The following is a 25142-nucleotide window of genomic DNA, read 5'->3' on the forward strand; positions in this document are numbered from 1 at the left end:
ACGGCTCGCGGAACGCCGCCCGCCCCGCCCCACGAGTCGCCTCATGCCTCGATCGCGAATGAATTCGCGCCCACGGCATCCTGCTGCACGGTCAACCCGCCGCGACGTCGACCTTGCGCACCCGGGTGTCGGTGGCGCTGATGGGGCGGCCATCGGCATCGCGGACTTCCAGCCGAGCCAGGGGCTGGCCAGCGGGATCGAGCAGCTCGGAGTGCACCTCGCCAGGGGCAAAGCAATGGGCCTCGCCCCATTGGCGCAGGCTGACGATCAGGGTGAACAGGTCGCGCCCCCTGGGCGTCAGGGCGTAGGCCTGGTAGGCGCTGCCGTCGGCGGCCGGCTCGATGCACAGGATGCCCTCGGCCACCAGCCGGCGCAGGCGGTCGCTGAGGATGTTCTTGGCCACGCCGAGGCTCTTCTGCAACTCGCCGAAGCGCTGCAGGCCGTCGAACAGGTCGCGCACGATCATCAGCGACCAGCGGTCGCCCACCAGCTCCAGCGCCCGGGCCACCGGGCAGTGCTCGACGGTTGCGTCGTGGTTCATCGCTCCTCTCTCCATCGCGAAAACTGGTTGCAGTTTAAAACCACCGCAAGTAGCCTTCAAATGGTTTCATTTTGAAACCAGAAGGATCGCACCATGCCCTCCAGAGGCTCCCTGTCACCTGCCCAGGCCTGGCTGCTGGCCGTCGCCTGCGGCCTCAGCGTCGCCAATGTCTACTACGCCCACCCGCTGCTGGATGCGATGGCCAGCGACCTGGGCATCAGCCGTGCCGCCATCGGCGGGGTGATCAGCGTGACCCAGGCGGGCAGCGCCCTGGCCCTTCTCGTGCTGGTGCCGCTGGGTGACCTGCTGGAGCGGCGCCGGCTGATGGCCGCGCAGTTGCTCCTGCTGGTCGGCTCGCTGCTGCTGGTCGCCCTCGCCCGCCATCCGTGGCTGACCCTGCTGGGCATGCTCGGCCTCGGCCTGCTCGGCACGGCCATGACCCAGGGCCTCCTGGCCTTCGCCGCGAGCCTGGCCGGCGATGCGCAGCGCGGGCGCGTACTGGGGCTGGTGCAGGGGGGCGTGGTGGTCGGCCTGTTGCTGGCGCGCAGCCTGTCCGGGGCGATGGCGGACCTGGGCGGCTGGCGCGCGGTGTACCTGCTCTCGGCGCTGCTGATGGCGGCGCTGCTGCCGGTGCTCTGGCGGTGCCTGCCGGCACTGCGCAGCGAAGCCGGCCTGGGCTACCCGGCGCTGCTGCGCTCGATGTTCGTGCTGCTGCGCGAGGACCGCGTGCTGCAGGTGCGCGGCGTGCTGGCCCTGTTGCTGTTCACGGTGTTCAACCTGTTCTGGGCCGCGCTGGTGATGCCGCTGAGCGCTCCGCCCCTGTCGCTGAGCCCCGGGGCCATCGGCGCCTTCGGCCTGGTCGGGGCGGTGGGCGCGCTGGCGGCGGCGCGGGCCGGGCGCTGGGCCGATCGCGGCCAGGCGCAGCGTGCCAGCGGCCTGGCCCTGGCGCTGCTGGCGCTGGCCTGGGTGCCGCTGGCCTTCACCGGGCAATCGCTCTGGGCGCTGGTTCTCGGCATCCTCCTGCTGGACGCCGCCGGCCAGGCGCTGCACGTGCTCAACCAGAGCCTGGTGCTGGGCGGCGGCAACCCCGCCCACGCCCGCCTGATCAGCCTCTACATGCTGTTCTACGCCGCCGGCAGCGCCCTCGGCGCGTTCGCCGCCACCCACCTCCATGCCCGGGCCGGCTGGCTGGGCGTGTGCCTGGCCGGCGGGGCGCTCAGCCTGCTGGCCCTGGCCTTCTGGTGGGCGACCCTGCCGGGCCGCAACGGCATCCGACACCATGTCTTGGGCAGGCAAAGCGGCATCAGGTAAACTGCCGCATCTTTTTGCACCCATAACGACTAGCCTGATGCCCACGACGTTCCACGAGATTCCCCGCGAGCGCCCGCTCACGCCCCTGCTCGACCGCGCGGTGACGCCGGACGAGCTGCGCCGGCTGGGCGAAGCCGAGCTGGAAACCCTGGCCGACGAACTGCGCCAGTACCTGCTCTATACCGTCGGCCAGACCGGCGGGCATTTCGGCGCCGGTCTGGGCGTGGTCGAGCTGACCATCGCCCTGCACTACGTCTTCGATACGCCCGACGACCGGCTGGTCTGGGACGTGGGCCACCAGGCCTACCCCCACAAGATCCTCACCGGTCGCCGCGAGCAGATGGGCACCCTGCGCCAGAAGGACGGCGTCGCCGCCTTCCCGCGTCGCAGCGAGAGCGAGTACGACACCTTCGGCGTCGGCCACTCCAGCACCTCCATCAGCGCCGCGCTGGGCATGGCCATCGCCGCCCGCATGCAGGGCTCGGGGCGCAAGTCCATCGCCGTGATCGGCGACGGCGCACTGACCGCCGGCATGGCCTTCGAGGCGCTGAACCACGCCTCCGACGTGCAGGCCGACATGCTGGTGATCCTCAACGACAACGACATGTCGATCTCGCGCAACGTCGGCGGCCTGTCCAACTACCTGGCCAAGATCCTCTCCAGCCGCACCTACGCGAGCATGCGCGAAGGCAGCAAGAAGGTGCTCTCGCGCCTGCCCGGCGCCTGGGAGATCGCCCGCCGCACCGAGGAATACGCCAAGGGCATGCTGGTTCCCGGCACCCTGTTCGAGGAACTCGGCTGGAACTACATCGGCCCCATCGACGGCCACGACCTGCCCACCCTGGTCGCCACCCTGCGCAACATGCGCGACCTCAAGGGCCCGCAGTTCCTCCACGTGGTGACCAAGAAGGGCAAGGGCTTCGCCCCGGCCGAGGCCGACCCCATCGGCTACCACGCCATCACCAAGCTGGAGCCGATCAACGCGCCGGCCGCACCGAAGAAGGCCTCCGGGCCCAAGTACTCCAACGTCTTCGGCCAGTGGCTGTGCGACATGGCGTCCCAGGACCCGCGCCTGGTGGGCATCACCCCGGCGATGAAGGAAGGCTCGGACCTGGTGGCCTTCGCCGAGCGCTTCCCCGATCGCTACTTCGACGTCGCCATCGCCGAGCAGCACGCCGTGACCCTGGCGGCCGGCATGGCCTGCGACGGCGCCAAGCCGGTGGTGGCGATCTACTCCACCTTCCTCCAGCGCGGCTATGACCAGCTGATCCACGATGTCGCGGTGCAGAACCTCGACGTGCTGTTCGCCATCGACCGCGCCGGCCTGGTGGGCGAGGACGGCCCGACCCACGCGGGCAGCTTCGACCTCTCCTACCTGCGCTGCATCCCCGGCATGCTGGTGATGACCCCGAGCGACGAGAACGAGCTGCGCCTGCTGCTGACCACCGGGCACCACTTCCCGGGCCCGGCGGCGGTGCGCTACCCGCGCGGCAGCGGCCCCAACGCCAGCATCGACAAGGAGCTGGTGCCGGTGGAGATCGGCAAGGCCGTGGTTCGCCGCCAGGGCTCCGGTGTCGCCATCCTCGCCTTCGGCGTGCAACTGGCCGAGGCCCTGCAGGTCGGCGAGACGCTGGACGCCACCGTGGTCGACATGCGCTTCGTCAAACCGCTGGACGAGGCCCTGGTGCGCGAACTGGCCGGCAGCCACCAATTGCTGGTGACGGTCGAGGAAAACAGCGTGATGGGTGGCGCCGGCGCCGCCGTCAGCGAGTTCCTCGCCCGCGAGAACCTCCTGCTGCCCGTGCTGCACCTGGGCCTGCCGGACTACTACGTCGAGCACGCCAAGCCGGCGCAGATGCTCGCCGAGTGCGGCCTGGACGCCAGCGGCATCGAAGCCTCGATCCGCGAACGCCTGGCCTTGCTGGCGCGTTCCGCCAGCTAGACTGCCTTAACTGATCGCCGCGCCACCGGGCGCGGCGCTTGTTTGCCCGAGACACCCGGGCCCGGTCCCAGGCCGCCGCAGAGCGACCAGCCGAGCCCACCACGGGGAGCCCGCAACAGGCGGTTCCGGCTCCCGGCCTCACGTGCAGGATGTCGTCGAACGACCAGAGAGTCGTCGACGCGGTGCGGGGGCACGTGGAAACGGTTCTCGTCGTACGACGTGTGTTGCGGAGGGGCTGCACCGTCAAGCACAGGCGATCACCGGTCGCGCAGTCGTTCTTGTCCCGCCCTTCTCGAAAGCCATGGACCTTTTGAGGAGACATCGATCATGCGTTCCCGTCTGGCCCTGGCCATCGCCATGGCCCCCTGCCTCGCGGCAGCCGAAGAAATACCCCTGGACAGCCTCGACGCGCTGAAGAGCCCCTATGTGGTGGCCACTTCGGGCAACGCGCTGGAGCCCCGTTCCCAGGCCACCGCCGCCACCAGCATCTTCACCCGCAAGGACATCGCCCGGCTCAAGGCCAAGAGCGTGCCGGACCTGCTCGCCCGCGTGCCGGGCATGTCGGTCGAGCAGAGCGGCGGGCGCGGCAGCTCGGCCAACCTCTACCTGCGCGGCAGCAACGCCAACCAGACGCTGGTGCTGATCGACGGCGTGCGCATCGGCTCGCTGGTGGACGGCCTGCCACGCCTGCAATACCTGGGCATGGAGCAGATCGAGCGGGTCGAAGTCACCCGGGGCGGGCGCTCCAGCCTCTACGGCTCGGGCGCCATGGGCGGGGTCATCCAGATCTTCACCCGCCGTGGAGAGGGCGCCGGCCTGGAGCCGCGCTTCGACTTCAGCCTCGGCGACAGCGACACCAACGAGAACAGCGTGGGGCTTTCCGGCGGTGACGAACGCACCCGCTTCGACCTCAACGCCAGCCTGGAAGAACTGCGCATGGATCGCAGCGACGACATCGACGGCGCCAACACCGACGACGACACCTACCGCAACCGCGGCCTGAGCATGAGCCTGGAGCACCGCATCACCGAGCAGTGGCGCACCGGCCTCAACCTGCTCGACCAGCGCGGCAAGAGCGACATGGACGGCGACTCCGTCTGGTTCCCCGGCCAGCCCACCGACGAGTTCACCCTGAGCAGCACCTCCGCCTACCTCGAAGCGGAGCTCGACCCGCGCTGGACCAGCCGCCTGCAGGCCGGCCACGCCGAGGAAAAGAGCCACCTCGACACCGTCTACAACTTCATCACCGCCCTTGAGGAATACGCCACCTACCGCGACTCGCTGGAGTGGCAGAACACCCTGCGCCTGGACGAACACCAGCAGGTGCTGCTGGGCGCCGAATGGTACGAGGAACGCCTGCGCGCCAACGTGCCCTTCGAGGAAACCGAGCGCCGCAACCAGGCCTGGTTCGCCCAGCATCGCTTCCGCGCTGCGCCCTTCGGCACCGAGCTGGGCTGGCGCCACGACAAGAACGAGCAGTACGGCAGCGAGGACAGCCTCAACGCCGCCCTGGACTTCGACCTGCCGCTGAACACCCAACTGGTGCTGAGCTACGCCGAAGGCTTCCGCGTGCCCACCTTCACCGAGCTCTATGTGCCGGACATATTCTTCCCTAACGGCAACCCCAAGCTCGAACCCGAGCACTCGAAGACCTGGGAAGCCCAACTGCGCGGCGCGCACTACGACACGGACTGGAGCTTCGGCGTCTACCGCACCGATGTGGAAGACCTGATCACCGACGTGATGGAGTTCGACCCCGTCTTCGTCCACGAGATGCGCAACGTCGGCAAGGCCCGCATCAACGGCCTGGACCTCAGCGCATCCCGGGACTTCATGGGCTGGACCACCCGCCTCAACCTGGGCCTGGTGGACCCGCGCGACCGCGACACCGGCCATACCCTGCCCGGCCGCTCGCGGCGCAACCTGGCCCTGGACGTGGACAAGCAGTTCGGCGACTACAGCTTCGGCTTCAGCTGGCTGGGCGTCTCCAGCCGCTACGTGGACGCCGCCAATACCCAGAAATCACCGGGCTACGGGCGCATCGACATCCGTGCCGGCTGGGGCTTCCTCAAGGGCCTGAAGGTGGAGACGCGGGTGGAGAACATCGCCAACAAGCAGTACTCGCAGAAGTACTACGGCAGCGGCTCCAGCTTCTCCTCCAACCCCTTCGGCGACGGCGTCCCTTACGTCGACAACGACGTGGACATCCCCGACCCGACCATCGAGGAGAACACCGGCTTCCAGGAAGAGGGCCGCAAGGTGGTGATGACCCTCAAGTGGTCGCCGCAGTTCTAGTCAGCCCGCCTCGCCCGCGCGCACCCACAGGCCGCCCTGCCGGCACGCCGCCACCAGGCGGGTCGCGCCGGGGGACGCCAGCAGGCACTCGGCCAGGGCCGGCTCCAGCAGCACCCGCACGCGCCGCCCCAGGTCACGGGCGCCGTAGCGCGGGTCATGGCCGAGGCAGAGCAGTTTGCGTGCGTCCTCTTCCAGCACCAGCGTCCGCCCCTGGCGGGCCAGGCGCTGGTTGAGGCGCGCCAGTTCGATGTCGAGCAAGGCCTCCAGGTGGTCCTCGCCGATGCGCTCGAAGCAGACGACGCGGTCCAGCCGGTTGAGGAACTCCGGGTCGAAGTGACGCTGCAAGGCCGCCTCCAGCACCCGCGCCTCGTTGCGGGGGGAAACCCCGAGCAGGCGCCGCCAGCCCTGTGAATAACGCTCGCGGAACTGCCAGGCCTCCTGGGCGCCGATATTGCTGGTGAGGAAGATCAGGCTGTTGCGGAAGTCGATGCGCCGGCTGCCGGCGCTCAGGGTCAGCTGGCCGTGCTCCAGCACCCCGAGCAGGCTGCGCACCACTTCCCTGCCGGCTTTCTCCAGCTCGTCGAAGAGCACGATGCCGGGGCGGCCGAAGCTGCCCTGGATGGCCTCGGCGTCGAACAGCGTGGCGCCCTCCTTGCTGCCCACGTAGCCCGGCGGCGCCCCGGTGAGCGCGGCGGCGTAGTGTTCCTGGGCCAGGGTCTGCATGTCGATGCGGCAGAAGGCGTCGGCACGGCCATGGATGGCCAGCGCCAGCAGGCGCACCAGCTCGGTCTTGCCGACGCCGGTGGGGCCCATGAACAGGTTCACCGCCAGGGGCCGCTCGCGGTCGCCGATGTCCGCCTTGACCACCTTGAGCAGGGCCTCCACCGCCTCTAGCGCGGCGTCCTGGCCGACGATGCGGGTGCGCAGCAGCGCCATGACGGTGTCGGGCTCGAAGAGAAAGCGCGACTGCACGCGCGCCGCCGGCACCTCGCCGCGCCCCAGGTGCTCGCGGTTGTGCTCGATCAGGTCGTTGACGAAGGGCATCCCGGCTCCTCGGTTCAGGGAATCACGGGCGGCGGGCCGCCCCGTTCACGGAGCGCCGTCGCGCTAGCCCGCGACCTGTTCGCGCCCGCCGTGGGGCAGCTCGCCCACCGGGCAGTCGGCGACACCGATGGTGCTGCGGGTGAGCTTTTCCACATCGTCGCGGGCCTTCTGTGCATCCAGCACCCAGGTGCGGTAGAACTCGAAGGGGCAATCGGCCACGCCGCGGTCGCCATCGCCGGAGTTGTAGACGCCGGTGTAGCCCCGGTGCAGCAGCTTGAACAGGTGGTTCTGCGACTGGTCGTTGGCACGGGCGTCGCGGATCTGCGAGACCGACAGCTGGGCGTACTGGATGCCCATCTCCTCCTCGCCGCATTCGCCGAGGGTGCGGCCGTCGAAGCCGATGATCGCGGAGTGGCCGAAGTAGCTGTAGACGCCATCGAAGCCGGCGGCGTTGGCCACCGCCACGTAGCAGTTGTTGGCCCAGGCCATGGTCTTGGCCATCAGCACCTGCTGTTCCTTGGCCGGGTACATGTAGCCCTGGCAGCGCACGATCAGCTCGGCGCCCTTCATCGCGCAATCGCGCCAGATCTCGGGGTAGTTGCCGTCGTCGCAGATGATCAGGCTGATCTTCAGGCCCTTGGGCCCTTCGCTGACGTAGGTGCGGTCACCCGGGTACCAGCCCTCGATGGGGCACCAGGGGATGCACTTGCGGTACTTCTGCACGATCTCGCCACGGTCGTCGATCAGCACCAGGGTGTTGTAGGGCGCCTTGTGCGGGTGCTCCTCGTGGCGCTCGCCGGTGAGGGAGAAGATGCCCCAGGTCCTGGCCTCGCGGCAGGCGGCGGAGAAGATCGCCGTCTCCTCGCCGGGGATGCTGGCGGCGGTGGCCATCATCTCGTCGTGGTCGTACATGATCCCCATGGTGCTGTACTCGGGGAACACCACCAGGTCCATGCCGGGCAGGCCGAGCTTCATGCCCTTGATCATCTCGGCGATGCGCCGGGCGTTGTCGAGCACCTCGGCCCTGCTGTGCAGGCGCGGCATCCTGTAGTTGACGACGGCGACGCCGACGGTATCCGGGCTGCTGGAAATATCACCGTGACGCATGGGCTTCTCCTTCCGTTCAGTGGCTGATCATCCAGGGCCGCGCGCCGGGCTTGGTCTTCAACGCATGGGGGTTGGCCCGGGTCGGCGCCAGGGGCTTGTTCGGCGTGCAGCAACCGCAGCCTTTCGGGTGCTTGCGGTTCTCGCGGTACTCCTCGACCGTCTGCGGCGCGTTGGCGCTGCGCTCGTTGGCGGCGATGGCGCGGCGCTGGCTGCCGGCCAGGGTGGCCAGGCCGGGTGCGGAGAGGATCACCCTCGGCGCCGGCTCGTCGCACACCGGGCAGGCACAGGGGGCCTCGCGCTCGGCCATGGGCCGCAGGGCGGTGAAGTCGCCGCAGGTAGCGCAGTCGTATTCGTAGATGGGCATGTTGGGGTCCTCGTCTTCGTTCGATGTCCGCCGTCCCGGCGGGAGGTACGCCGTCCAGAGCAACCTCCCGCCGGGGCGGTGAACTCACTTGTCCGGCGCGATGGGCAGGTCGACGCTGCCGTCGAGGAAGCGGGTCGGGCCGGAGGCGTTGGGGTTGATGTCGAAGTCGAAGATTTCCGTCGGCAGCCACAGCGTGGCGCAGGCGTTGGGGATGTCCACCACCCCGCTGATATGCCCCTGCACAGGCGCCGAACCAAGCAGCGCGTAGCCCTGGGCCGGCGAGTAGCCGAACTTGGTCAGGTAGTTGATGGCGTTGAGGCAAGCCTGCTTGTAGGCGATGTTGACGTCCAGGTAGTGCTGCTTGCCGGACTCGTCCACCGAGATGCCTTCGAAGATCAGGTAGTTCTTGTAGGTGGGCACGATGGGGCTGGGCTTGAACACCGGGTTCTTGATGCCGTACTTGGCCATGCCGCCCTTGATCAGCTCGACCTTCATGTGCACCCAGCCGGCCATTTCGATGGCGCCGCAGAAGGTGATCTCGCCGTCGCCCTGGCTGAAGTGCAGGTCGCCCACCGAGAGGCCGGCGCCGTCGACGTAGACCGGGAAGAAGATCTTCGAGCCGCGGGACAGGTCCTTGATGTCGCAGTTGCCGCCATGCTCGCGCGGCGGCACGGTGCGCGCGCCGGTCATGGCCGCCTTGTCGCGGGCCTCGCCGCGCAGCTTGCCCATGTGCGCGGTGGGCGCCATCGGCGGGTTGGCCAGGGGCGGCACGCGGGTCGGGTTGGTGTCGATCAGCGCCTGCTCGCGGCTGTTCCAGTCGGCGAGCATCTTGTGGTCCGGCAGGCAGCCGATCAGCCCGGGGTGGATCAGCCCGGCGAACTGCACGCCGGGGATGTGCCGGGAGCTGGTGAACAGGCCGTGGAAATCCCAGATGGCCTTCTGCGCCAGGGGGAAGTGGTCGGTGAGGAAGCCGCCGCCGTTCTGCCGCGAGAAGAAGCCGTTGAAGCCCCACAGCGAATCCGGCTTGGCGCCGATGTCCAGCAGGTCCACCACCAGCAGGTCGCCCGGCTCGGCGCCCTTCACCCCCACCGGGCCGGAGAGGTAGTGCACGGTGGAGAGGTCGACGTCGCGCACGTCCGAGGCGTCGTCGTTGTTCTTGATCGCGCCGGCGGTCCAGTCGTAGGTCTCGAGGATGAAGTCGTCGCCCGGGTTGACCCAGCAGGCCATGGGGATGTCGGGATGCCAGCGGTTGTGGATCTGTTCGTTCTCGGTGGCGGCCTGGTTGAGGTCGACCTTGATCAGCGTTTCGGTCATGTCAGTGCTCCTTGGGACCCTGCGTTGGACGGGCGGTCTGGGCCGCGCTGGGAGCTAGTCTTGGCCGCCTGGCCGGGATCGGGAATACGTCGAATTACGTAGGTGGGAAGCGGCCGGGCAGGCGCGCGAAAGCCGTCGCCCGTGCGCGGGCACGGGGACGGGGACGGCGTGGCGGGGATTGCGGGCCGCAGCCCGGCTGCGGACTACACCGACAGGTAGCGGCTGATGGTGGCCTCGTCGACCCGGTCGCGGGTTTCCTCGATGACGAAGCGGCCCTTCTCGATCACCAGGAAGCGGTCGGCGATCTCCAGGGTGAAGGACAGCACCTGCTCGGAGACGACGATGGTCAGGTCGCGCAGGGTGCGGATCTCCTTCAGGCTGCGGGCGATGTCCTTGATGATCGACGGCTGGATGCCCTCGGTGGGTTCGTCCAGCAGCAGCACCTTGGGGTTGGTGGCCAGGGCGCGGGCGATGGCCAGCTGTTGCTGCTGGCCACCGGAGAGGTTGCCGCCCTTGCGCGAGCGCATGTCGTGGAGCACCGGGAACAGCGCGTAGAGGTCGTCCGGCACCTGGCCGTTGGCCGAGGCCGGCAGGCCGGTCTGGATGTTCTCCAGCACCGTCATGTGGGAGAAGATCATCCGCCCCTGGGGCACGTAGGCGATGCCGCGCTCAACGCGCTGGTGGGTCTCCAGGGCGGAGATATCCCGGCCGTCGACGCGCACCTCGCCGCCCCATTGCGGGAGGATGCCCATCAGGCTCTTGAACAGGGTGGTCTTGCCCATGCCGTTGCGCCCCATGACGGCGACGATTTCCTGCCTGGCCACGTCCAGGTCGAGGTCGTGGAGGATCTGGCTCTGGCCGTAGCCCGAGGTGAGCTTGCTGATCTGGAACATGCTGGACTCCATTGATGGCTGGCCCGGGGCTCAATGCCCCAGGTACACCTCGATCACCTTCGGGTTGCTCTGCACCGCCTCCATGCTGCCCTCGGCCAGGACCTTGCCCTGGTGCAGCACGGTAACCTTGTGGGCGATGCTCTTGACGAACTCCATGTCGTGCTCGATGACCAGCACCGAACGCCCCTGGCTGATGCGCTTGAGCAGCTCGGCGGTCTGCGCGCGCTCGCTGACGCTCATGCCCGCCACCGGCTCGTCGAGCATCAGCAGCTCCGGGTCCTGCATCAGCAGCATGCCGATCTCCAGCCACTGCTTCTGGCCGTGGGAGAGCAGGTCGGCCTGGCGGTGCAGGTGCTCGCTGAGGAAGATTTCCCCGGCCACCGCCTCGACCCGGGCGATGACCTCGGCACTGCGCTTGAAGAACAGCGCGCCGAGCACCTTGCGCCCGGCCGGGTAGGACATCTCCAGGTTCTCGAACACCGTGAGGTTCTCGTAGATGGAGGGGTTCTGGAACTTGCGCCCGACGCCGGCACGGACGATGTCGTACTCGCGCATGCGGGTCAGCTCGCGGCCGTCGAACTGGATGCTGCCGGCGGTGGCGCGGGTCTTGCCGCAGATCAGGTCGAGCACCGTGGTCTTGCCGGCGCCGTTGGGGCCGATCACCACCCGCACCTCGTTGCGGTCCAGGTAGAGGTTGAGGTCGTTGACCGCCTTGAAGCCGTCGAAGGACACCGTCAGGCCCTCGATGGCCAGCACCGGTTTCGGGCTTTCGAATCCGCTCGGGCTCATGGTGTGCGCTCCAGTTCACGGGGGGTGCTCGGGGCCGGGCTCGGGCTCGCGGCGGGCGTCGCCACAGGTGCGGCGGGTGCCTTGGCGCGCGTGGCCAGCAGGCGCTCCAGGCGCGGGCGGCCGTGGCTCTGCCAGAGCCCGGCGAGGCCGTTGGGGAAGTACATGACCACGGCGATGAACAGGCCGCCCATCAGGTACAGCCACAGCTCGGGGAAGCTCTCGGAGAAGTAGGTCTTGCCGTAGTTCACCAGCAGCGCGCCGTACACCGCGCCGAGCAGCGACATGCGCCCGCCCACGGCGGCGAAGATGACCATCTCGATGGACGGCACGATGCCGACGAAGCTCGGCGACATGAAGCCCACCTGCAGGGCGAACATGGCCCCGCCTATGGCCGAGAAGCCGGCGGCCACGCAGAACACGAAGATCTTGAAGCTGGCCACGTCGTAGCCGGAGAAGCGCACCCGTTCCTCCTTGTCGCGCATGGCCATGAGCAGGCGGCCGAGCTTGGAGGCGAGGATGAACTTGCCGATGACGATGCAGCCCAGCAGCAGGAAGGCGCTGACGAAGTAGAGGATGAGCTTGGCGCCGTCGGTGCGGATGTCCCAGCCCATCAGGGTCTTCAGGTCGGTGATGCCGTTGACCCCGCCGGTGAGCCCCTGCTGGCCGATGATCAGCACCGTGAGGATCATGGCGATGGCCTGGGTGACGATGGAGAAGTACACATCGCCCACCCGCCGCTTGAACATCGCCAGGCCGATCACCGCCGCCAGCAGCATGGGCACCGCCAGCACCGCGACGAGGGTGAAGCCGAAGCTGTGGAAGGGCTGCCAGAGCAGCGGCAGCTCGGTGATCTGGTTCCAGTCCATGAAGTCCGGGATGCCGGGGGTGGACTGGATCCTGGTGCTCTCCGGGTCGGAGGCCTCCAGCTTGAGGAACATCGCCATGCAGTAGCCGCCGAGGCCGAAGAACACCCCCTGGCCGAGGCTGAGGATGCCGCCGTAGCCCCAGCACAGCACCAGGCCGACGGCGACGAAGGCGTAGGTCAGGTACTTGCCGACCATGTTCAGGCGGAAGGCATCCAGCGCCAGCGGGAACACCACGAGGATCAGCACGGCGAGGATCAGCAGGCCGATGGTGCCCTGCCGCCCGCCGAGGAGTTTGTCGATTGCGTTCATCTGCCGCCCCTCATTTACGGACTTTGATGGAGAAGAGCCCCTGGGGGCGCAGCATCAGGATCAGGATCACCGCCGACAGGGTCAGCACCTTGGCCATCGAGCCGCTCATGAAGAACTCCGAGATGGATTGCGTCTGGGCGATGGTGAAGGCCGAGGCGATGGTGCCGAACAGGCTCTGCGCGCCGCCGAAGACCACCACCAGGAAGGTGTCGACGATGTACAGCGAACCCGCCGTCGGGCCGGTGGAGCCGATGGTGGTGAAGGCCGCGCCGGCCACCCCGGCCACGCCGCAGCCGAGGGCGAAGGTCATGCGGTCGACCCGCTTGGTGTTGATGCCCACCGCGCGGCTCATCACCCGGTTGAGCATGGTGGCGCGCACCTGCAGGCCCCAGCGCGAGCGGTAGAGCATGAGGAAGAGGGTGGCGGTGAGCAGCACCGTGAGGCCCATGACGAACAGGCCGTTGCGCGGGATGTCGATGCTCTCGGTGGGGTTGAACGAGCCCATCAGCCACTCCGGCAGGGTGGCGCTGACCTCGCGCGCGCCGAAGATCGAGCGGAACGCCTGCTGCATCACCAGGGACAGGCCCCAGGTGGCCAGCAGGGTGTCCAGCGGGCGCTGGTAGAGCTTGCTGATCATCGCCCACTCCACCAGCCAGCCGATGGCCCCGGCGATGAAGAACGACAGCACGATGGCGAAGAAGAAGTAGTAGGGCTGCATCGCCGGCGCGTAGTGGGTGGTCAGCGCGGACAGCAGGTAGGTGGTGTAGGCACCGATGGTGAGGAACTCGCCGTGGGCCATGTTGATCACGCCCATCTGGCCGAAGATGATCGCCAGCCCCAGGGCCATCAGCAGCAGGACGCAGAACACCGACAGCCCGTTGAAGCCCTGCATGGCCGCAATGGCGCCGAACTCAGATAGCCATTCCATAAGGTTCTCCGGAAGCGGGCGACGACCTCGCCGCCCGCCGGGGTTTGGGTTCAGGGTGAGGCGTGCCCCCGTATCCGGGGGCGCTTCAGGCTTCAAGCTTCAAGCTGCTTCTCGCTTGCCTCTTGAAGCTTGCCGCTTGCCACTTGCCGCTTGCCGCTCACTGATACCCCTTGGGGAAGGGATTGGGTTCGATCAGGCCGGACTCGTAGACCACCTTGAACTGGCCGTCGGCCTGGACCTCGCCGATGCGGGTCTTGCTCCACAGGTGATGGTTGTCGTGGACCTTCACGTAGCCTTCCGGCGCGGTGGTCAGCTCGATGCCCGGGGAGGCGGCGACCACCTTGTCGACGTCGAAGCTGCCGGCCTTCTCCACGGCGGCCTTCCACAGCCAGGGGCCGAGGTAGGCGGCCTGGGTCACGTCGCCGATCACCGCGTCCTTGCCGTACTTGGCCTTGAAGGCTTCGACGAAGGCCTTGTTGTTGGGGTTGTCCAGGCTCTGGAAGTACTTCATGGAGGCGTAGAAGCCGGCCATGTTCTCGCCGCCGATGCCGAGCAGTTCATCCTCGGTCACCGAGAGGGTCAGCAGGGTCTGCTTGGCGGCGGTGACGCCGGCGGCCTTCATCTGCTTGTAGAAGGCGACGTTGGAGCCGCCGACCACGGCGGCGAAGACCACGTCGGGCTTCTTCAGCTTGACCTTGTTGATCAGCGAGCCGAACTGGGTGTTGCCCAGCGGGTAGTACTCCTCGCCCACCACCTTGCCGCCGAGCACGTTCTCGATGTGCTTGCGGGCGATCTTCATCGAGGTGCGCGGCCAGATGTAGTCCGAGCCGATCAGGTAGAAGGTCTTGGCGCCCTTCTCCTTGGCCACCCAGTCCAGGCCGGCGAGGATCTGCTGGGTCGCCTCCTGGCCGGTGTAGATGACGTTCTTCGACTGCTCCAGGCCCTCGTAGAAGGTCGGGTAGTAGAGCAGGCCGTTCTCCTTCTCGAACACCGGCAGCACGGCCTTGCGCGAGGCCGAGGTCCAGCAGCCGAAGACGGTGGCGACCTTGTCGTTCACCAGGAGCTTCTTGGCCTTCTCGGCGAAGGTCGGCCAGTCGGAGGCGCCGTCTTCCTGGATGATCTTGATCTGCCGGCCGAGGATGCCGCCTGAGGCGTTGATCTGCTCGATGGCCAGGCGCTCGGCCTGGATCGAGCCGGTCTCGGAGATGGCCATGGTGCCGGTGGCCGAGTGCAGCTGGCCCACGGTCACTTCGGTGTCGGTCACCGCCAGGCCGGTGGTGTTGGCGTCGGCGGCCACCGCCAGCTGGCCGAATACCGCTGCGGCCATCAGCGACAGCGCGGCGGCGCCCAGCGCCAGCCGGCGCGGAAGAAAGCGTTTCGCACCCGTCATCAAGCTTGAATCCATGGTCCTGCTCCTCTGTGGTTGGCGTGGTCGGCTCGCCTTGCGGGTACCGGCCTCGGTTCGGGGCAAGGATGCGTTCGGCCAGGGGGCGGGGGTATACGCACATTGACGTAGCGGCATACGTCATCTGACGTAGTGGCCGCTGCGCCAGCTTGGGGCATGCTGCGCTCGCAGACAGGCGCAAGGACGTGCGCGCGATGACGCAGCCAACCCGGGAGGGCCGTGCCAGAGCGGTGCGCACCCGGCTTGGGGGCGGGGCATGGAAGTTGCTGCACACGCCCACCGCCGCCCAGGAGCGCCGCCGTGCAACAGACCGGTACGCAACGCATCGCCAAGATCCGCCGCGACTACAACAGCTGGGTCGCCGACGAGACGCTGGAGGACTACGCGCTGCGCTATACGCCACGCTCGTTCCGCAAATGGTCGGAGCTGCGCATCGCCAACACCGCCCTCGGCGCCGTGTCCTTCCTCGCCCTGGAAGCCATCGGCGGCGCCCTGGCCATCAGCTATGGCTTCACCAACACCCTGTGGGCGGTGCTGGCGGTGAGCCTGGTGATCTTCCTCACCGGCCTGCCCATCAGCTACTACGCCGCGCGCTACGGCGTGGACATGGACCTGCTCACCCGTGGCGCCGGCTTCGGCTACATCGGCTCCACCATCACCTCGCTGATCTACGCCAGCTTCACCTTCCTGTTCTTCGCCCTGGAGGCGGCGATCATGGCGCTGGCCCTGGAGCTGTACTTCGGCATCCCGCTGGCGCTGGCCTACGTCATCTGCTCGGTGATCATCATTCCCCTGGTGGCCTTCGGCATCACCCTGATCAACCGTCTGCAGATGTGGACCCAGCCGGTGTGGCTGGTGCTGCTGTTGCTGCCCTACGCCTTCGTCATCGCCAGGAATCCCGGGGCGCTCGGCGACCTGGCCAGCTTCGCCGGGCGCGAGGGCGAGGCCGGCACCTTCAACCCGCTGCACTTCGGCGCCGCCTGCACCGTGGCCCTGGCGCTGGTGACGCAGATCGGCGAGCAGGTGGACTACCTGCGCTTCCTGCCGCAGAAGACCCGTGCCAACCGCAAGCGCTGGTGGGCGGCGATGCTCCTGGCCGGCCCCGGCTGGATCATCCCCGGCGCGCTGAAGATGCTCGGCGGCGCCTTCCTCGCCTTCCTCGCCCTGCAGCACGAGATCCCCCTGGAACGGGCCGCCGAGCCGACGCAGATGTACCTGGTGGCCTTCAACTACGTGTTCGCCTCGCCGCAATGGGCGCTCGGCGCCATGGTGCTGTTCGTCATCGTCAGCCAGGTGAAGATCAACGTCACCAACGCCTACGCCGGCTCCCTGGCCTGGTCGAACTTCTTCGCCCGCATCACCCACAGCCACCCCGGCCGCGTGGTCTGGCTGGTGTTCAACGTGGCCATCGCGCTGATGCTGATGGAGCTGGGCGTGTTCGAGGCCATCGAGCAGGTGCTGGGGCTCTACGCCAACATTGCCATCGCCTGGATCGGCGCCCTGGTGGCGGACCTGGTGATCAACAAGCCGCTGGGCCTGTCGCCGCGGCACATCGAGTTCAAGCGCGCGCACCTCTACGACATCAACCCGGTGGGCGTCGGCGCCATGCTGATCGCCTCGCTGCTCTCGGTGCTGGCCCATGCCGGGCTGCTCGGCAGCCTCGCCCAGGCGGCCTCGCCCATGGTGGCGCTGGTCTCGGCGATGGCGGTGGCGCCGCTGCTGGCCTGGTTCACCGGCGGGCGCTACTACATCGCCCGGGAGAGCGACCCCGAGCTGCTCCACCCGCTGCGCGGGAAGGTCGCCTGCACCCTGTGCAGCAACGATTTCGAGCGCGAGGACACCGCCTTCTGCCCGGCCTACGGCGCGCCCATCTGCTCCCTGTGCTGCTCGCTGGACGCCCGCTGCGGCGATGCCTGCAAGCCCCGGGCGCGGCTCTCGGAGCAGTTCGACGACCTGGTGCGCTGGCTGCTGCCCAACGCCTCGGTGCCGCGCCTGCACACGCGCCTGGCCCACTACCTGGGGGTGCTGGCGGTGATCGTGATCCTGCTGTTCTGTGCCCTGGCGCTGATCTACAGCCAGGTGTCCCAGGGCCTTGAACACGCCCCGGCGGACGCCGCGCAGACGCTCTACCAGGCCTTCCTCAAGGCCTTCCTGACCCTCTCGCTGTTCGCCGCGATACTCGCCTGGTGGGTGGTGCTGACCCGCGAGAGCCGCCACGTGGCGCTGGAGGAGTCGAACCGCCAGACCACCCTGCTGATGCAGGAGATCGAGGCCCACCGCAAGACCGACGAGGCGCTGCAGAAGGCCAAGGAAGCCTCGGAGGCGGCCAACGCGGCGAAGAGCCGCTACGTCACCGGGCTGTCCCACGAGCTGCGCACGCCGCTCAACAGCATCCTCGGCTACACCCAGATCCTGCAGCGCGACGGCCTCACCCCCGAGCCGCACAAGGAGGCCCTGGCGACCATCTTCCGCAGCGGCTCGCACCTGCTGTCGCTGATCGACGGGCTGCTGGACGTGGCCAAGATCGAGGCCGGCAAGCTGCAACTGGAGCCCAGCGAGATCCCCTTCCCCGAATTCCTCCAGCAGTTGCAGCACATGTTCAGCCCCCAGGCCGAGGAGAAGGGCCTGGCCTTCCGCTACGAGCCCAGCGGGCGCCTGCCGGTGGTGGTGCGCGGCGACGAGAAGCGCATCCGCCAGATCCTCATCAACCTGCTGGGCAACGCCGTGCGCTTCACCGAGAGCGGCGAGGTGCGGCTGCGGGTCAGCTACCTGCGCGAGACCGCCACCTTCGAGATCATCGACACCGGCATCGGCATCGCGCCGGACCAGATCGAGCGCATCTTCCAGCCCTTCGAGCGGGGCGACCCGCTGCGCCAGGACAACGGCGTCGGGCTCGGCCTGACCATCACCCGCATGCTCATCGCCCTGATGGGCGGCGACATCCGCGTGCACAGCCGGCCGGGCCAGGGCACTTCGTTCCAGGTGCGCCTGTTCCTGTCCGAGGTGCGCGTGCCCCAGGCGGTGGTGCACGTCGAGCACGACATCATCGGCTACCAGGGCGCGCGCCGCCGCGTGCTGCTGGTGGACGACCATATCGAGCACCGCCGCGTGCTGGCCGGCATGCTGGGGCCGCTGGGCTTCGAGATCGTCCAGGCCGCCGATGGCCAGGAGGCGGTGCGCCAGGTGGCCCTGCTGCACCCGGACCTGATCCTCATGGACCTGTCGATGCCGCACATGGACGGCTGGGAGACCAGCCGCCTGATCCGCCGCAACGTGCAGTCACGGGCCCCGATCATCGTCATTTCCGCCAACGCCTTCGCCGACGACCGCGAGCGCAGCGTGGCGGCCGGCTGCAACGACTACCTGGCCAAGCCGGTGCACACCCCGGCCCTGCTGGAGAAGATCAAGGAGCACCTGGGCCTGGAATGGCTCAAGCGCCCGCCCGTGGCCCCCTGCACCGAAGCGGACGGCGCTCGCCCCTCGCCCGCCGCCCTGGAGGCACTGCGCGAGCTGAGCGAGATGGGCTACGTCAAGGGCATCCTCGAGCGCCTGGACGCCATCGAGCGCGAGGAACCCGGGTGCGCCGCCTTCCTCGCCGGCATGCGCCAGCGCGCGCGGCGCTTCCAGCTCAACGAGTTCAATGCGCTGCTGAAAGCGGCCGGCAGCCCCACCCCCCGCGTCGACCTGGCGCACGAACAGACAGGAGGAGCCCATGCACAGCCCGAGCCGTGACGACGCCGTGGTGCTGATCGTCGACGACACCCCGGACAACCTCGCCCTGCTCAGCGATGCCCTCGACGCCGCCGGCTACAGGGTGCTGGTGGCGCTGGACGGCGCCAGCGCCCTGGAGCGCGCCCGGCGCAGCCAGCCGGACGTGATCCTGCTGGACGCGATGATGCCGGGCATGGACGGCTTCGAGACCTGCCGGCAGCTCAAGGCCAGCGGCGAGACGGCGGACATCCCGGTGCTGTTCATGACCGCGCTGACCGAGAGCGAGCATGTGGTGGAGGGCTTCGCCGCCGGCGGCATCGACTACGTGACCAAGCCGATCAAGCCCGACGAGGTGCTCGCCCGCGTCGCCGCCCACCTGCGCACCGCCCGCGCCCTGCAGGCCGTGCGCAACGCACCGGCGCCACGCCCGGCGCTGGACGACGAGCAGACCCAGGAGGCGCTGGCCTCGCGCTTCCAGCTCACCGGCCGGGAAATGGAGGTGCTGCACTGGGTGGCCTGCGGCAAGACCAACCGCGACATCGGCGACATCCTCGGCCTCAGCCCGCGCACGGTGAACAAGCACCTGGAGCACGTCTACGTGAAGCTGGGCGTCGAAACCCGCACCGCAGCGGCGGCGGTGGCCATGTCGGCGGGGCGTTGATGCTCCTTTTGAAGCCAGGCGATGCAAGGCTGGATGCTCGCTGCGGATGGCGGCTTTCGTAGGATGGCGTAGAGCGCAGCGAAACCCATCGATGCCCGGCACGGAGCCAGCATCGCGAATGAGATAGGTGATGCGTAGGGTGGATGACGCTCTTTTCATCCACCATCGAGGTACCGATCAGCCTCGGTGCCAGGTCCATAGATCCCTGCCTGCCCATGGTGGATGGGTGAAGCGTCATCCACCCTACAGCCCGCTGGGTGCTCGCTGCGGATGGCGTCTTTCGTAGGATGCGTCGGGCGGCGCTCAACGAGCGGTGGCGAGGCGCTCGCAGAGCTTGCGCGTGGCGTCGAGCATCTGGAAGCTGGGGCGCTCCAGGCCGCGGTCGGGCACCGGCCACACCTGGCCAGCGGCGACGGCGGGGAGCTGCGGCCAGGCCTGCCAGGCGGCGGCCTGGGCCGGTTCGCTGACGAGGATGACCCGTGGCTGGCGCTGCAGGATGGACTCGATGCTGACCTGGGGCGCCGGCAGGCGCTGGTCGGCGAAGACGTTCTCGGCGCCGCAGATGCGCAGGGCGTCGCTGACGATCTGCCGCCCGCCGAGGGTGTACAGCGGCTTGTCCCACACCTGGTAGAACACCGCCAGCGGCACCTCGCGGCGGTATTTCCCGCGCAGATCGGCAAGCCCGTCGGCGAAGCGCTGGCTCAGGGCGCGGCCCTGTTCGGCGCGCCCCACGCGCTGGCCGACTTCGGCGAACACCCCGGCCAGGTCATCCAGTTGCCGGGGCTCCACCCGCAACTGCTCGATGGGAGTACGCCTGAGCTGCTCACGCCCGGCGGCGCCGACGCTGTCGGGCCACAGCAGCACCAGGTCGGGTTTCAGCGCCAGCAGGCTTTCGATCTCCAGCTGGCCGTAGCGGCCGACGCTGGGCAGGTCGGCCAGAGCGGCCGGGCGCTCGCCGCCATCGAGCACGCCCACCAGCAGGTCGCCGGCGTCGAGTTCGAGCATGATTTCGGTCAGGGAGGGGGCGAGGCTGACGACGCGCAGCTGCGCCGTCGCCGGCAAGGCCAGGCACAGCAGCACAGCGCCGAGCAGGCCGCGCATCAGCCCAGCTGGCGGGGTATGCGGTAGAGGCTGAAGATCACCACGCTGCCCAGGGCCAGCAGCACCAGGGCCACGGCGTTGAGGCCGGCGAACACGGCCACCGCACCGATCCAGGCCGGCAGGCCGGCGCCGAGGAAGGCGACGCGACGGGCGCGGGCCAGGGCGATCCAGGCGGCGGGCTCTTCCTCGCTGTCGAGGGCTTCCTCGGTGGCGATCAGGGCGCGCTTGTAGCCGCGAAACAGCGGCAGGCTGATGAACATGGAGATCAGCGCCGCCAGGAACAGCGGCATCTCCAGGGCGGGGAACACCGGGTCGCCGGGGCCGAACAACAGGTTGAGCACGAACAGCGGGGCCAGGGCGATGGCGAGGTAGGCCCACCATTCCAGGCCCAGCTTGCGGCGCACCTGGTTGCGGGTCATAGCTCGACTTCACCCTGGTGCAGGCTGCCGAGCATGTGGCCGAGCTTGCCGGCCTTGGTCGCCAGGTACTTCCTGTTGTGCGGGTTGAGGCCGGTCTGCAGCGGCACGCGTTCGGCGACGCGGATGCCGAAGCCTTCGAGGGCCTTCACCTTGCGCGGGTTGTTGGTCATCAGCTTGATGCCGGAGATGCCCAGGTGGTCGAGCATCGGCAGGCAGATGGCGTAGTCGCGCTGGTCGGCGCCGAAGCCCAGGCGCTCGTTGGCCTCGACCGTGTCGGCACCGCCGTCCTGCAGCTCATAGGCGCGGATCTTGTTCAGCAGGCCGATGCCGCGGCCTTCCTGGCGCAGGTACAGCAGCACGCCACGGCCTTCCTCGGCGATGGCGCGCAGGGCGGCCTCGAGCTGGAAGCCGCAGTCGCAGCGCAGGCTGAACAGGGCGTCGCCGGTCAGGCATTCGGAATGCAGGCGACCGAGCACCGGGGCGCCATCGGCGAATTCGCCCATGGTCAGGGCGACGTGTTCCTTGCCGCTGGCCTGGTCGAGGAAGCCGTGCATGGTGAACAGGCCGAAGGGCGTGGGCAGTTGGGAGGCGGCGACGAAGACGACGGACACCACGGATCTCCTGGGATTTCGAAAGGCCGGCATTGTATCAGCAGCATTAACCGGCCGGTCAGACTGAATAGTTGGGGATAAGGATCGAAACGCTAGGACCATCGCGCCCGCGAGGCCCGCCGAACCTCACCTAGATCTTCGATTCCAGCAGCAGCACGCCCTGGTCCTCGCGCCAGCGCACGCGGTTGAGGAAGCTCATGCCCAGCAGCACGTCGACGGGCGCGTCGCCCTCGACCACGGCGCCTTCGACGCCGAGCACTTCCAGCGGCCCGACCTTGACCCGGTCGAAGACCACCCGCCAGGCACGCACGGTGCCGGAGGCGGTGCTGGCGGTCATGGGCTTGCCGGTGACGCGGTAGTCGAGGCCGAGGATGCGCGCCTGGTTCTCGCTCATGGCGACGGTGGAGGCACCGGTGTCGACCATGAACTGCACGGGATGGCCGTCGATGGCGCCGGCCACCATGAAGTGGCCGTTGTTGCCACGGGCGATGCTCATCTGGGTCTTCTGCGGGGCGCTGGCGCCGGCCTGGTTGTACTCGCGGGACAGTTCGTAGGTGCGCTCGATGCCGCCCACGCGCAACACGGCGCCCCGGCTGCTGGCACTGACCACCTCGACGCCGCCGGGGCCGGTCTGGCCGACCTTCACCAGCTTGCGCTGGCCATCGACGCTGATCACCGCGGCGTTGGGGAAGAGGCCGACCACCTGCACCTGGGGTTCGGCGTGGAGGGCGCCGCAGTACGCCAGCAGCAGGCCGGCGCCGAGCAGATCAAGGCGACGCATGGGTGTTCTCCGGTTCCGGGTCGAAGGGATAGGGCTGGCCCCAGTGGGCGAATACGGCTCGCAGCTCGCCGCTGCGCACCAGGCGTGCCATGCGCTCGTCGAACAGCGCGGCGAACTCGCGCCCCCGGGCCGTGTCGCCGAAGCCGACATAGAGCTTGAGCTGGGTCAGGAAGGTGACGCGGTACTTCTCGGGGGTCGGGCTCTGGCGCAGCACATCGTCGACCTCGGTGCGCGCGTCGATGTAGTAGTCGGCGTGATCGAGGTCGAGCATGGACAGGATACCGCCCCGGCGCTCGATTTCCTTGAAGTGGGTCAGGTTCGGCAGATAGCGCTCGTATCCGTAGCCACGCACCCACACCAGGCGGTACTGCCCGAGCCCGGCCAGGGTCGGCACCGGCGAGCCGCGCAGGGCCAGGGCGCTGATGCGGTCGGCGTCGTAGTTCCAGCGGGGGTAGACGGCCCAGGGCACCTCGCCACGGTAGGAGCCGACCCAGGCGTCCGCCTCGCCGCGCTTCACCAGGCCGATGGAGCGGGTGTAGGGCACGGAGCGGATGCGCAGGCGCACGCCGACCGGCTCGAAGACCTTGCGCAGGACGTCCCAGCCGAGGCCGGTGCCGTCGGCCTCGGTGTGCGCGGCCCAGACTTCCGAGGCGATCACCACTTCCGCCGGGCCCGCCCCGGGCGTGTCGCCCGGCACGTCCGTGGCCAGCGCCCAGGGCGCCACCATCATCGCCAGCAGACCGATCAACCAGCCGCGCATCTTCACTCCCGCTCCGCTCCCGAAACGTGCCTGCCTGGGCGGGCTAGCCCACGCCCCAGACGATCAGTTGCATCGCCAGCCAGGCGAAGACGCCGGCCAGCACGTCGTCGAGCATGATGCCGACGCCGCCATGGACATGCCGGTCGATCCAGCGGATCGGCCAGGGCTTGAGGATGTCCATGAACCTGAATACCAGGAAGCCTAGCAGCAGCCACTGCCACCCTTCGGGCACCAGCCAGAGGGTGATCCACATGCCGACCATTTCGTCCCAGACGATGCCCTCGTGGTCATGCACGCGCAGGTCGTCGGCGACCTTGCCGCACAGCCAGAAGCCGAACAGCATGGTCAGCCCGAGCATCAGCCAGTAGCCCCAGTCGGGCAGCATCTGCCAGAGCGGGATGAACGGCAGCGCCACCAGCGAGCCCCAGGTGCCGGGGGCCTTGGGCAGGGTCCCGGAGCCGAAACCGAAGGCGAGGAAATGCCAGGGGTTGCGCCAGACCGAGGGCGGGACCGGCTGGGCCGGCGCTTGCTGCGGATGATCAGTCACCTTGACTCCCGAAATGTTGAAAGCCCCGTGCCGGCGGCCGGATGTCCGTGCCGTCGGCGTCGAGCAGGTGCACGCCTGCGCCGGCCTCGACGCGGCCGATCACGGTGACCCCTGGCCAGGCGGCCTGCAGGGACGCCAGGTGCTGCGGCGGCAGGGTGAAGGCCAGGCGGTAGTCGTCGCCACCGGCCAGGGCGTGGTTCAGGGCCGGCTCGCGCGGATAGAGCGCACGCAGGCCGGCGGAGAGCGGCAGGCGCTCGCGCTCCACCACCAGTGCGACAGCGGAGGCGGCGGCGATGTGCCCGCAATCGGCGAGCAGGCCATCGGAAATGTCCAGCGCCGCGCTGGCCTTGCCCCGCAGGGCGAGGCCGAGGCCGATCTGCGGCGGCGGCGACCAGTAGTGGGTGAGCAGCGCACGGGCCTCGTGGCTGTCGTCTTCACGCTCGCCGAGCACCAGGGGCAAGGCGCCGGCACCGTCGCCCAGGCTGCCGCCGACGCAGAGCAGGTCGCCGGGGCGGGCGCCTGCGCGGGTCAGGGCCTGGCCGGCGGGCACACGGCCGAACACGGTGAGGGTCAGGCTCAAGGGGCCACGGGTGGTGTCGCCGCCGATGAGGGCGATGGCGCAGTCGCGGGCCATGGCGTCGAGGCCACGGGCGAGGCCTTGCAGCCAGTCCGCATCGGCGGCCGGCAGGGTCAGGGCGAGGGTGAAGCCGACGGGCGTGGCGCCCATGGCGGCCAGGTCGCTGACGGAAACCGCCAGGGCGCGCTGGCCGAGCAGGAAGGGGTCGCACAGGACGGGGAAGTGCACCCCGGCGACCAGGGTATCGGTGGAGACCGCCAGCTGTTCGCCGGCGGGGAGTTGCAGCAGGGCGCAGTCGTCGCCGATGCCGAGCGCGATGCCCTCGCCGGCCGCTGCACAGGCAGCGGCGACGAAGTAGCGGCGGATCAGCTCGAACTCACCCATTCATCGGTCAGCGCTTGGCGCCACGGACCTCGGCGGCACGCAGCAGCGGTGCCAGCTTGTCGAGGACGCCGTTGACGAACTTGTGCCCGTCGGTGGCGCCGAAGACCTTGGCCAGCTCGATGCCTTCGTTGATCACCACGCGGTAGGGCACGTCGATGCGGTTGCGCAGCTCGTAGGTGGAGAGGCGCAGCACGGCGAGCTCGACCGGGTCGACCTCGGCCAGGGGACGGTCCAGGCAAGGCGTGAAGGCCTCGTCGATCTCGGTCACCTGGCGCGGTACGCCGTGGAGGATCTCGTGGAAGTAGGCACCGTCGACGGCCGCGAAATCGTTGTCGACGCGGAACTGCGCCTCGATCTCGTTGAGCGGCTGGCGGGCGATGTGCCACTGGTACAGGGCCTGGACGGCCAGGCTGCGGGCCTGGCGACGGGCGGCGGTCTTGCCCTTGGCTACGGGCTTCTTGCCTTCGTCCGGGTTGTCGATG

General features: G+C 68.8%; 23 protein-coding genes. 5 read left to right on the forward strand and 18 right to left on the reverse strand.

What is annotated here, in order from left to right:
* Positions 1-91: 91 nt before the first annotated feature.
* Entirely contained in the window at positions 92-541 is a 450-nt protein-coding gene (locus ACYJSS_RS26880; RefSeq protein ID WP_111260697.1) for a winged helix-turn-helix transcriptional regulator, read from the reverse strand.
* A 93-nt stretch (positions 542-634) separates the two neighbouring features.
* Here ACYJSS_RS26880 and ACYJSS_RS26885 point away from each other — a divergent pair, with 93 nt between their 5' ends.
* From ACYJSS_RS26885 to ACYJSS_RS26895, 3 genes are all read left to right on the forward strand, one after another.
* The gene (locus tag ACYJSS_RS26885; protein ID WP_236205988.1) at positions 635-1852 is read left to right on the forward strand and encodes an MFS transporter; all 1218 of its coding nucleotides are present in this window, start codon (positions 635-637) and stop codon (positions 1850-1852) included.
* 37 nt (positions 1853-1889) lie between these two features.
* Entirely contained in the window at positions 1890-3794 is a 1905-nt protein-coding gene (gene dxs / locus ACYJSS_RS26890) for a 1-deoxy-D-xylulose-5-phosphate synthase (RefSeq protein ID WP_111260695.1), read from the forward strand.
* Between the two features lie 327 nt (positions 3795-4121).
* Positions 4122-6089, forward strand: coding sequence for a TonB-dependent receptor plug domain-containing protein (locus ACYJSS_RS26895; protein ID WP_236205989.1), 1968 nt, complete (start codon positions 4122-4124; stop codon positions 6087-6089).
* Here the strand turns inward: ACYJSS_RS26895 and ACYJSS_RS26900 are convergent, their stop codons facing one another.
* From ACYJSS_RS26900 to urtA, 9 genes are all read right to left on the reverse strand, one after another.
* A complete protein-coding gene (locus ACYJSS_RS26900) occupies positions 6090-7133 on the reverse strand; it encodes an AAA family ATPase (RefSeq protein ID WP_236205990.1) in 1044 nt (347 codons plus the stop codon).
* A gap of 63 nt (positions 7134-7196) precedes the next feature.
* Positions 7197-8240 (reverse strand): aliphatic amidase, encoded by a 1044-nt coding sequence (locus tag ACYJSS_RS26905; protein WP_236205991.1) that lies wholly within the window; start codon positions 8238-8240, stop codon positions 7197-7199.
* Positions 8241-8256: 16 nt separating this feature from the next.
* Positions 8257-8604: an FmdB family zinc ribbon protein gene (locus tag ACYJSS_RS26910; protein ID WP_236205992.1), complete on the reverse strand. Its 348-nt coding sequence runs from the start codon at positions 8602-8604 to the stop codon at positions 8257-8259.
* Positions 8605-8688: 84 nt separating this feature from the next.
* Entirely contained in the window at positions 8689-9918 is a 1230-nt protein-coding gene (fmdA, locus tag ACYJSS_RS26915; protein ID WP_236205993.1) for a formamidase, read from the reverse strand.
* A 203-nt stretch (positions 9919-10121) separates the two neighbouring features.
* Complete coding sequence (gene urtE / locus ACYJSS_RS26920; protein ID WP_021219670.1) at positions 10122-10811, reverse strand: urea ABC transporter ATP-binding subunit UrtE; 690 nt, start codon at positions 10809-10811, stop codon at positions 10122-10124.
* 30 nt (positions 10812-10841) lie between these two features.
* Positions 10842-11600: an urea ABC transporter ATP-binding protein UrtD gene (gene urtD, locus ACYJSS_RS26925; protein WP_021219669.1), complete on the reverse strand. Its 759-nt coding sequence runs from the start codon at positions 11598-11600 to the stop codon at positions 10842-10844.
* On the reverse strand, positions 11597-12775 hold the full coding sequence (gene urtC / locus ACYJSS_RS26930) for an urea ABC transporter permease subunit UrtC (protein WP_111260689.1): 1179 nt from the start codon (positions 12773-12775) through the stop codon (positions 11597-11599). The genes urtD and urtC overlap by 4 nt, the downstream gene beginning before the upstream one ends.
* A gap of 10 nt (positions 12776-12785) precedes the next feature.
* A complete protein-coding gene (gene urtB / locus ACYJSS_RS26935; RefSeq protein WP_111260688.1) occupies positions 12786-13703 on the reverse strand; it encodes an urea ABC transporter permease subunit UrtB in 918 nt (305 codons plus the stop codon).
* 157 nt (positions 13704-13860) lie between these two features.
* The gene (gene urtA, locus ACYJSS_RS26940) at positions 13861-15093 is read right to left on the reverse strand and encodes an urea ABC transporter substrate-binding protein (RefSeq protein WP_021219666.1); all 1233 of its coding nucleotides are present in this window, start codon (positions 15091-15093) and stop codon (positions 13861-13863) included.
* Between the two features lie 315 nt (positions 15094-15408).
* On the opposite strand from urtA, the gene ACYJSS_RS26945 reads away from it, so the two are divergent.
* Both ACYJSS_RS26945 and ACYJSS_RS26950 read left to right on the forward strand, forming a co-directional pair.
* Positions 15409-18840: a hybrid sensor histidine kinase/response regulator gene (locus ACYJSS_RS26945; RefSeq protein ID WP_111260687.1), complete on the forward strand. Its 3432-nt coding sequence runs from the start codon at positions 15409-15411 to the stop codon at positions 18838-18840.
* The gene (locus tag ACYJSS_RS26950) at positions 18821-19480 is read left to right on the forward strand and encodes a response regulator (protein ID WP_236205994.1); all 660 of its coding nucleotides are present in this window, start codon (positions 18821-18823) and stop codon (positions 19478-19480) included. Before ACYJSS_RS26945 ends, ACYJSS_RS26950 begins: the two co-directional genes overlap by 20 nt.
* Positions 19481-19783: 303 nt before the next feature.
* Here the strand turns inward: ACYJSS_RS26950 and ACYJSS_RS26955 are convergent, their stop codons facing one another.
* The 8 genes from ACYJSS_RS26955 to nusB all read right to left on the reverse strand — a co-directional run bounded on the left by ACYJSS_RS26955 (position 19784) and on the right by nusB (position 25141).
* Positions 19784-20581, reverse strand: a complete 798-nt coding sequence (locus tag ACYJSS_RS26955) for a cobalamin-binding protein (protein ID WP_236205995.1) — start codon at positions 20579-20581, stop codon at positions 19784-19786.
* Positions 20581-21000, reverse strand: coding sequence for an MFS transporter (locus ACYJSS_RS26960; protein ID WP_236205996.1), 420 nt, complete (start codon positions 20998-21000; stop codon positions 20581-20583). The genes ACYJSS_RS26955 and ACYJSS_RS26960 overlap by 1 nt, the downstream gene beginning before the upstream one ends.
* The gene (gene ribA / locus ACYJSS_RS26965; protein ID WP_111260683.1) at positions 20997-21611 is read right to left on the reverse strand and encodes a GTP cyclohydrolase II; all 615 of its coding nucleotides are present in this window, start codon (positions 21609-21611) and stop codon (positions 20997-20999) included. The genes ACYJSS_RS26960 and ribA overlap by 4 nt, the downstream gene beginning before the upstream one ends.
* 130 nt (positions 21612-21741) lie before the next feature.
* Positions 21742-22392 (reverse strand): retropepsin-like aspartic protease family protein, encoded by a 651-nt coding sequence (locus tag ACYJSS_RS26970; protein WP_111260682.1) that lies wholly within the window; start codon positions 22390-22392, stop codon positions 21742-21744.
* On the reverse strand, positions 22379-23152 hold the full coding sequence (locus ACYJSS_RS26975; protein WP_236205997.1) for a substrate-binding periplasmic protein: 774 nt from the start codon (positions 23150-23152) through the stop codon (positions 22379-22381). The genes ACYJSS_RS26970 and ACYJSS_RS26975 overlap by 14 nt, the downstream gene beginning before the upstream one ends.
* 43 nt (positions 23153-23195) lie before the next feature.
* Positions 23196-23699 (reverse strand): phosphatidylglycerophosphatase A family protein, encoded by a 504-nt coding sequence (locus ACYJSS_RS26980; protein ID WP_111260680.1) that lies wholly within the window; start codon positions 23697-23699, stop codon positions 23196-23198.
* Positions 23692-24660 (reverse strand): thiamine-phosphate kinase, encoded by a 969-nt coding sequence (thiL, locus tag ACYJSS_RS26985; protein ID WP_236205998.1) that lies wholly within the window; start codon positions 24658-24660, stop codon positions 23692-23694. Before thiL ends, ACYJSS_RS26980 begins: the two co-directional genes overlap by 8 nt.
* A gap of 7 nt (positions 24661-24667) precedes the next feature.
* Positions 24668-25141, reverse strand: a complete 474-nt coding sequence (gene nusB, locus ACYJSS_RS26990; protein ID WP_111260731.1) for a transcription antitermination factor NusB — start codon at positions 25139-25141, stop codon at positions 24668-24670.
* Position 25142 lies beyond the last annotated feature (1 nt).

The sequence above is a fragment of the Pseudomonas sp. No.21 genome, assembly GCF_054558415.1.

Bases quoted from the DNA above. Each gene is read 5' to 3' on its own strand.
- ACYJSS_RS26880 (WP_111260697.1), bottom strand. From the start codon at position 541: ATGAACCACGACGCAACCGTCGAGCACTGCCCGGTGGCCCGGGCGCTG.
- ACYJSS_RS26885 (WP_236205988.1), top strand. From the start codon at position 635: ATGCCCTCCAGAGGCTCCCTGTCACCTGCCCAGGCCTGGCTGCTGGCC.
- dxs (WP_111260695.1), top strand. From the start codon at position 1,890: ATGCCCACGACGTTCCACGAGATTCCCCGCGAGCGCCCGCTCACGCCC.
- ACYJSS_RS26895 (WP_236205989.1), top strand. From the start codon at position 4,122: ATGCGTTCCCGTCTGGCCCTGGCCATCGCCATGGCCCCCTGCCTCGCG.
- ACYJSS_RS26900 (WP_236205990.1), bottom strand. From the start codon at position 7,133: ATGCCCTTCGTCAACGACCTGATCGAGCACAACCGCGAGCACCTGGGG.
- ACYJSS_RS26905 (WP_236205991.1), bottom strand. From the start codon at position 8,240: ATGCGTCACGGTGATATTTCCAGCAGCCCGGATACCGTCGGCGTCGCC.
- ACYJSS_RS26910 (WP_236205992.1), bottom strand. From the start codon at position 8,604: ATGCCCATCTACGAATACGACTGCGCTACCTGCGGCGACTTCACCGCC.
- fmdA (WP_236205993.1), bottom strand. From the start codon at position 9,918: ATGACCGAAACGCTGATCAAGGTCGACCTCAACCAGGCCGCCACCGAG.
- urtE (WP_021219670.1), bottom strand. From the start codon at position 10,811: ATGTTCCAGATCAGCAAGCTCACCTCGGGCTACGGCCAGAGCCAGATC.
- urtD (WP_021219669.1), bottom strand. From the start codon at position 11,600: ATGAGCCCGAGCGGATTCGAAAGCCCGAAACCGGTGCTGGCCATCGAG.
- urtC (WP_111260689.1), bottom strand. From the start codon at position 12,775: ATGAACGCAATCGACAAACTCCTCGGCGGGCGGCAGGGCACCATCGGC.
- urtB (WP_111260688.1), bottom strand. From the start codon at position 13,703: ATGGAATGGCTATCTGAGTTCGGCGCCATTGCGGCCATGCAGGGCTTC.
- urtA (WP_021219666.1), bottom strand. From the start codon at position 15,093: ATGACGGGTGCGAAACGCTTTCTTCCGCGCCGGCTGGCGCTGGGCGCC.
- ACYJSS_RS26950 (WP_236205994.1), top strand. From the start codon at position 18,821: ATGCACAGCCCGAGCCGTGACGACGCCGTGGTGCTGATCGTCGACGAC.
- ACYJSS_RS26955 (WP_236205995.1), bottom strand. From the start codon at position 20,581: ATGCGCGGCCTGCTCGGCGCTGTGCTGCTGTGCCTGGCCTTGCCGGCG.
- ACYJSS_RS26960 (WP_236205996.1), bottom strand. From the start codon at position 21,000: ATGACCCGCAACCAGGTGCGCCGCAAGCTGGGCCTGGAATGGTGGGCC.
- ACYJSS_RS26970 (WP_111260682.1), bottom strand. From the start codon at position 22,392: ATGCGTCGCCTTGATCTGCTCGGCGCCGGCCTGCTGCTGGCGTACTGC.
- ACYJSS_RS26975 (WP_236205997.1), bottom strand. From the start codon at position 23,152: ATGCGCGGCTGGTTGATCGGTCTGCTGGCGATGATGGTGGCGCCCTGG.
- thiL (WP_236205998.1), bottom strand. From the start codon at position 24,660: ATGGGTGAGTTCGAGCTGATCCGCCGCTACTTCGTCGCCGCTGCCTGT.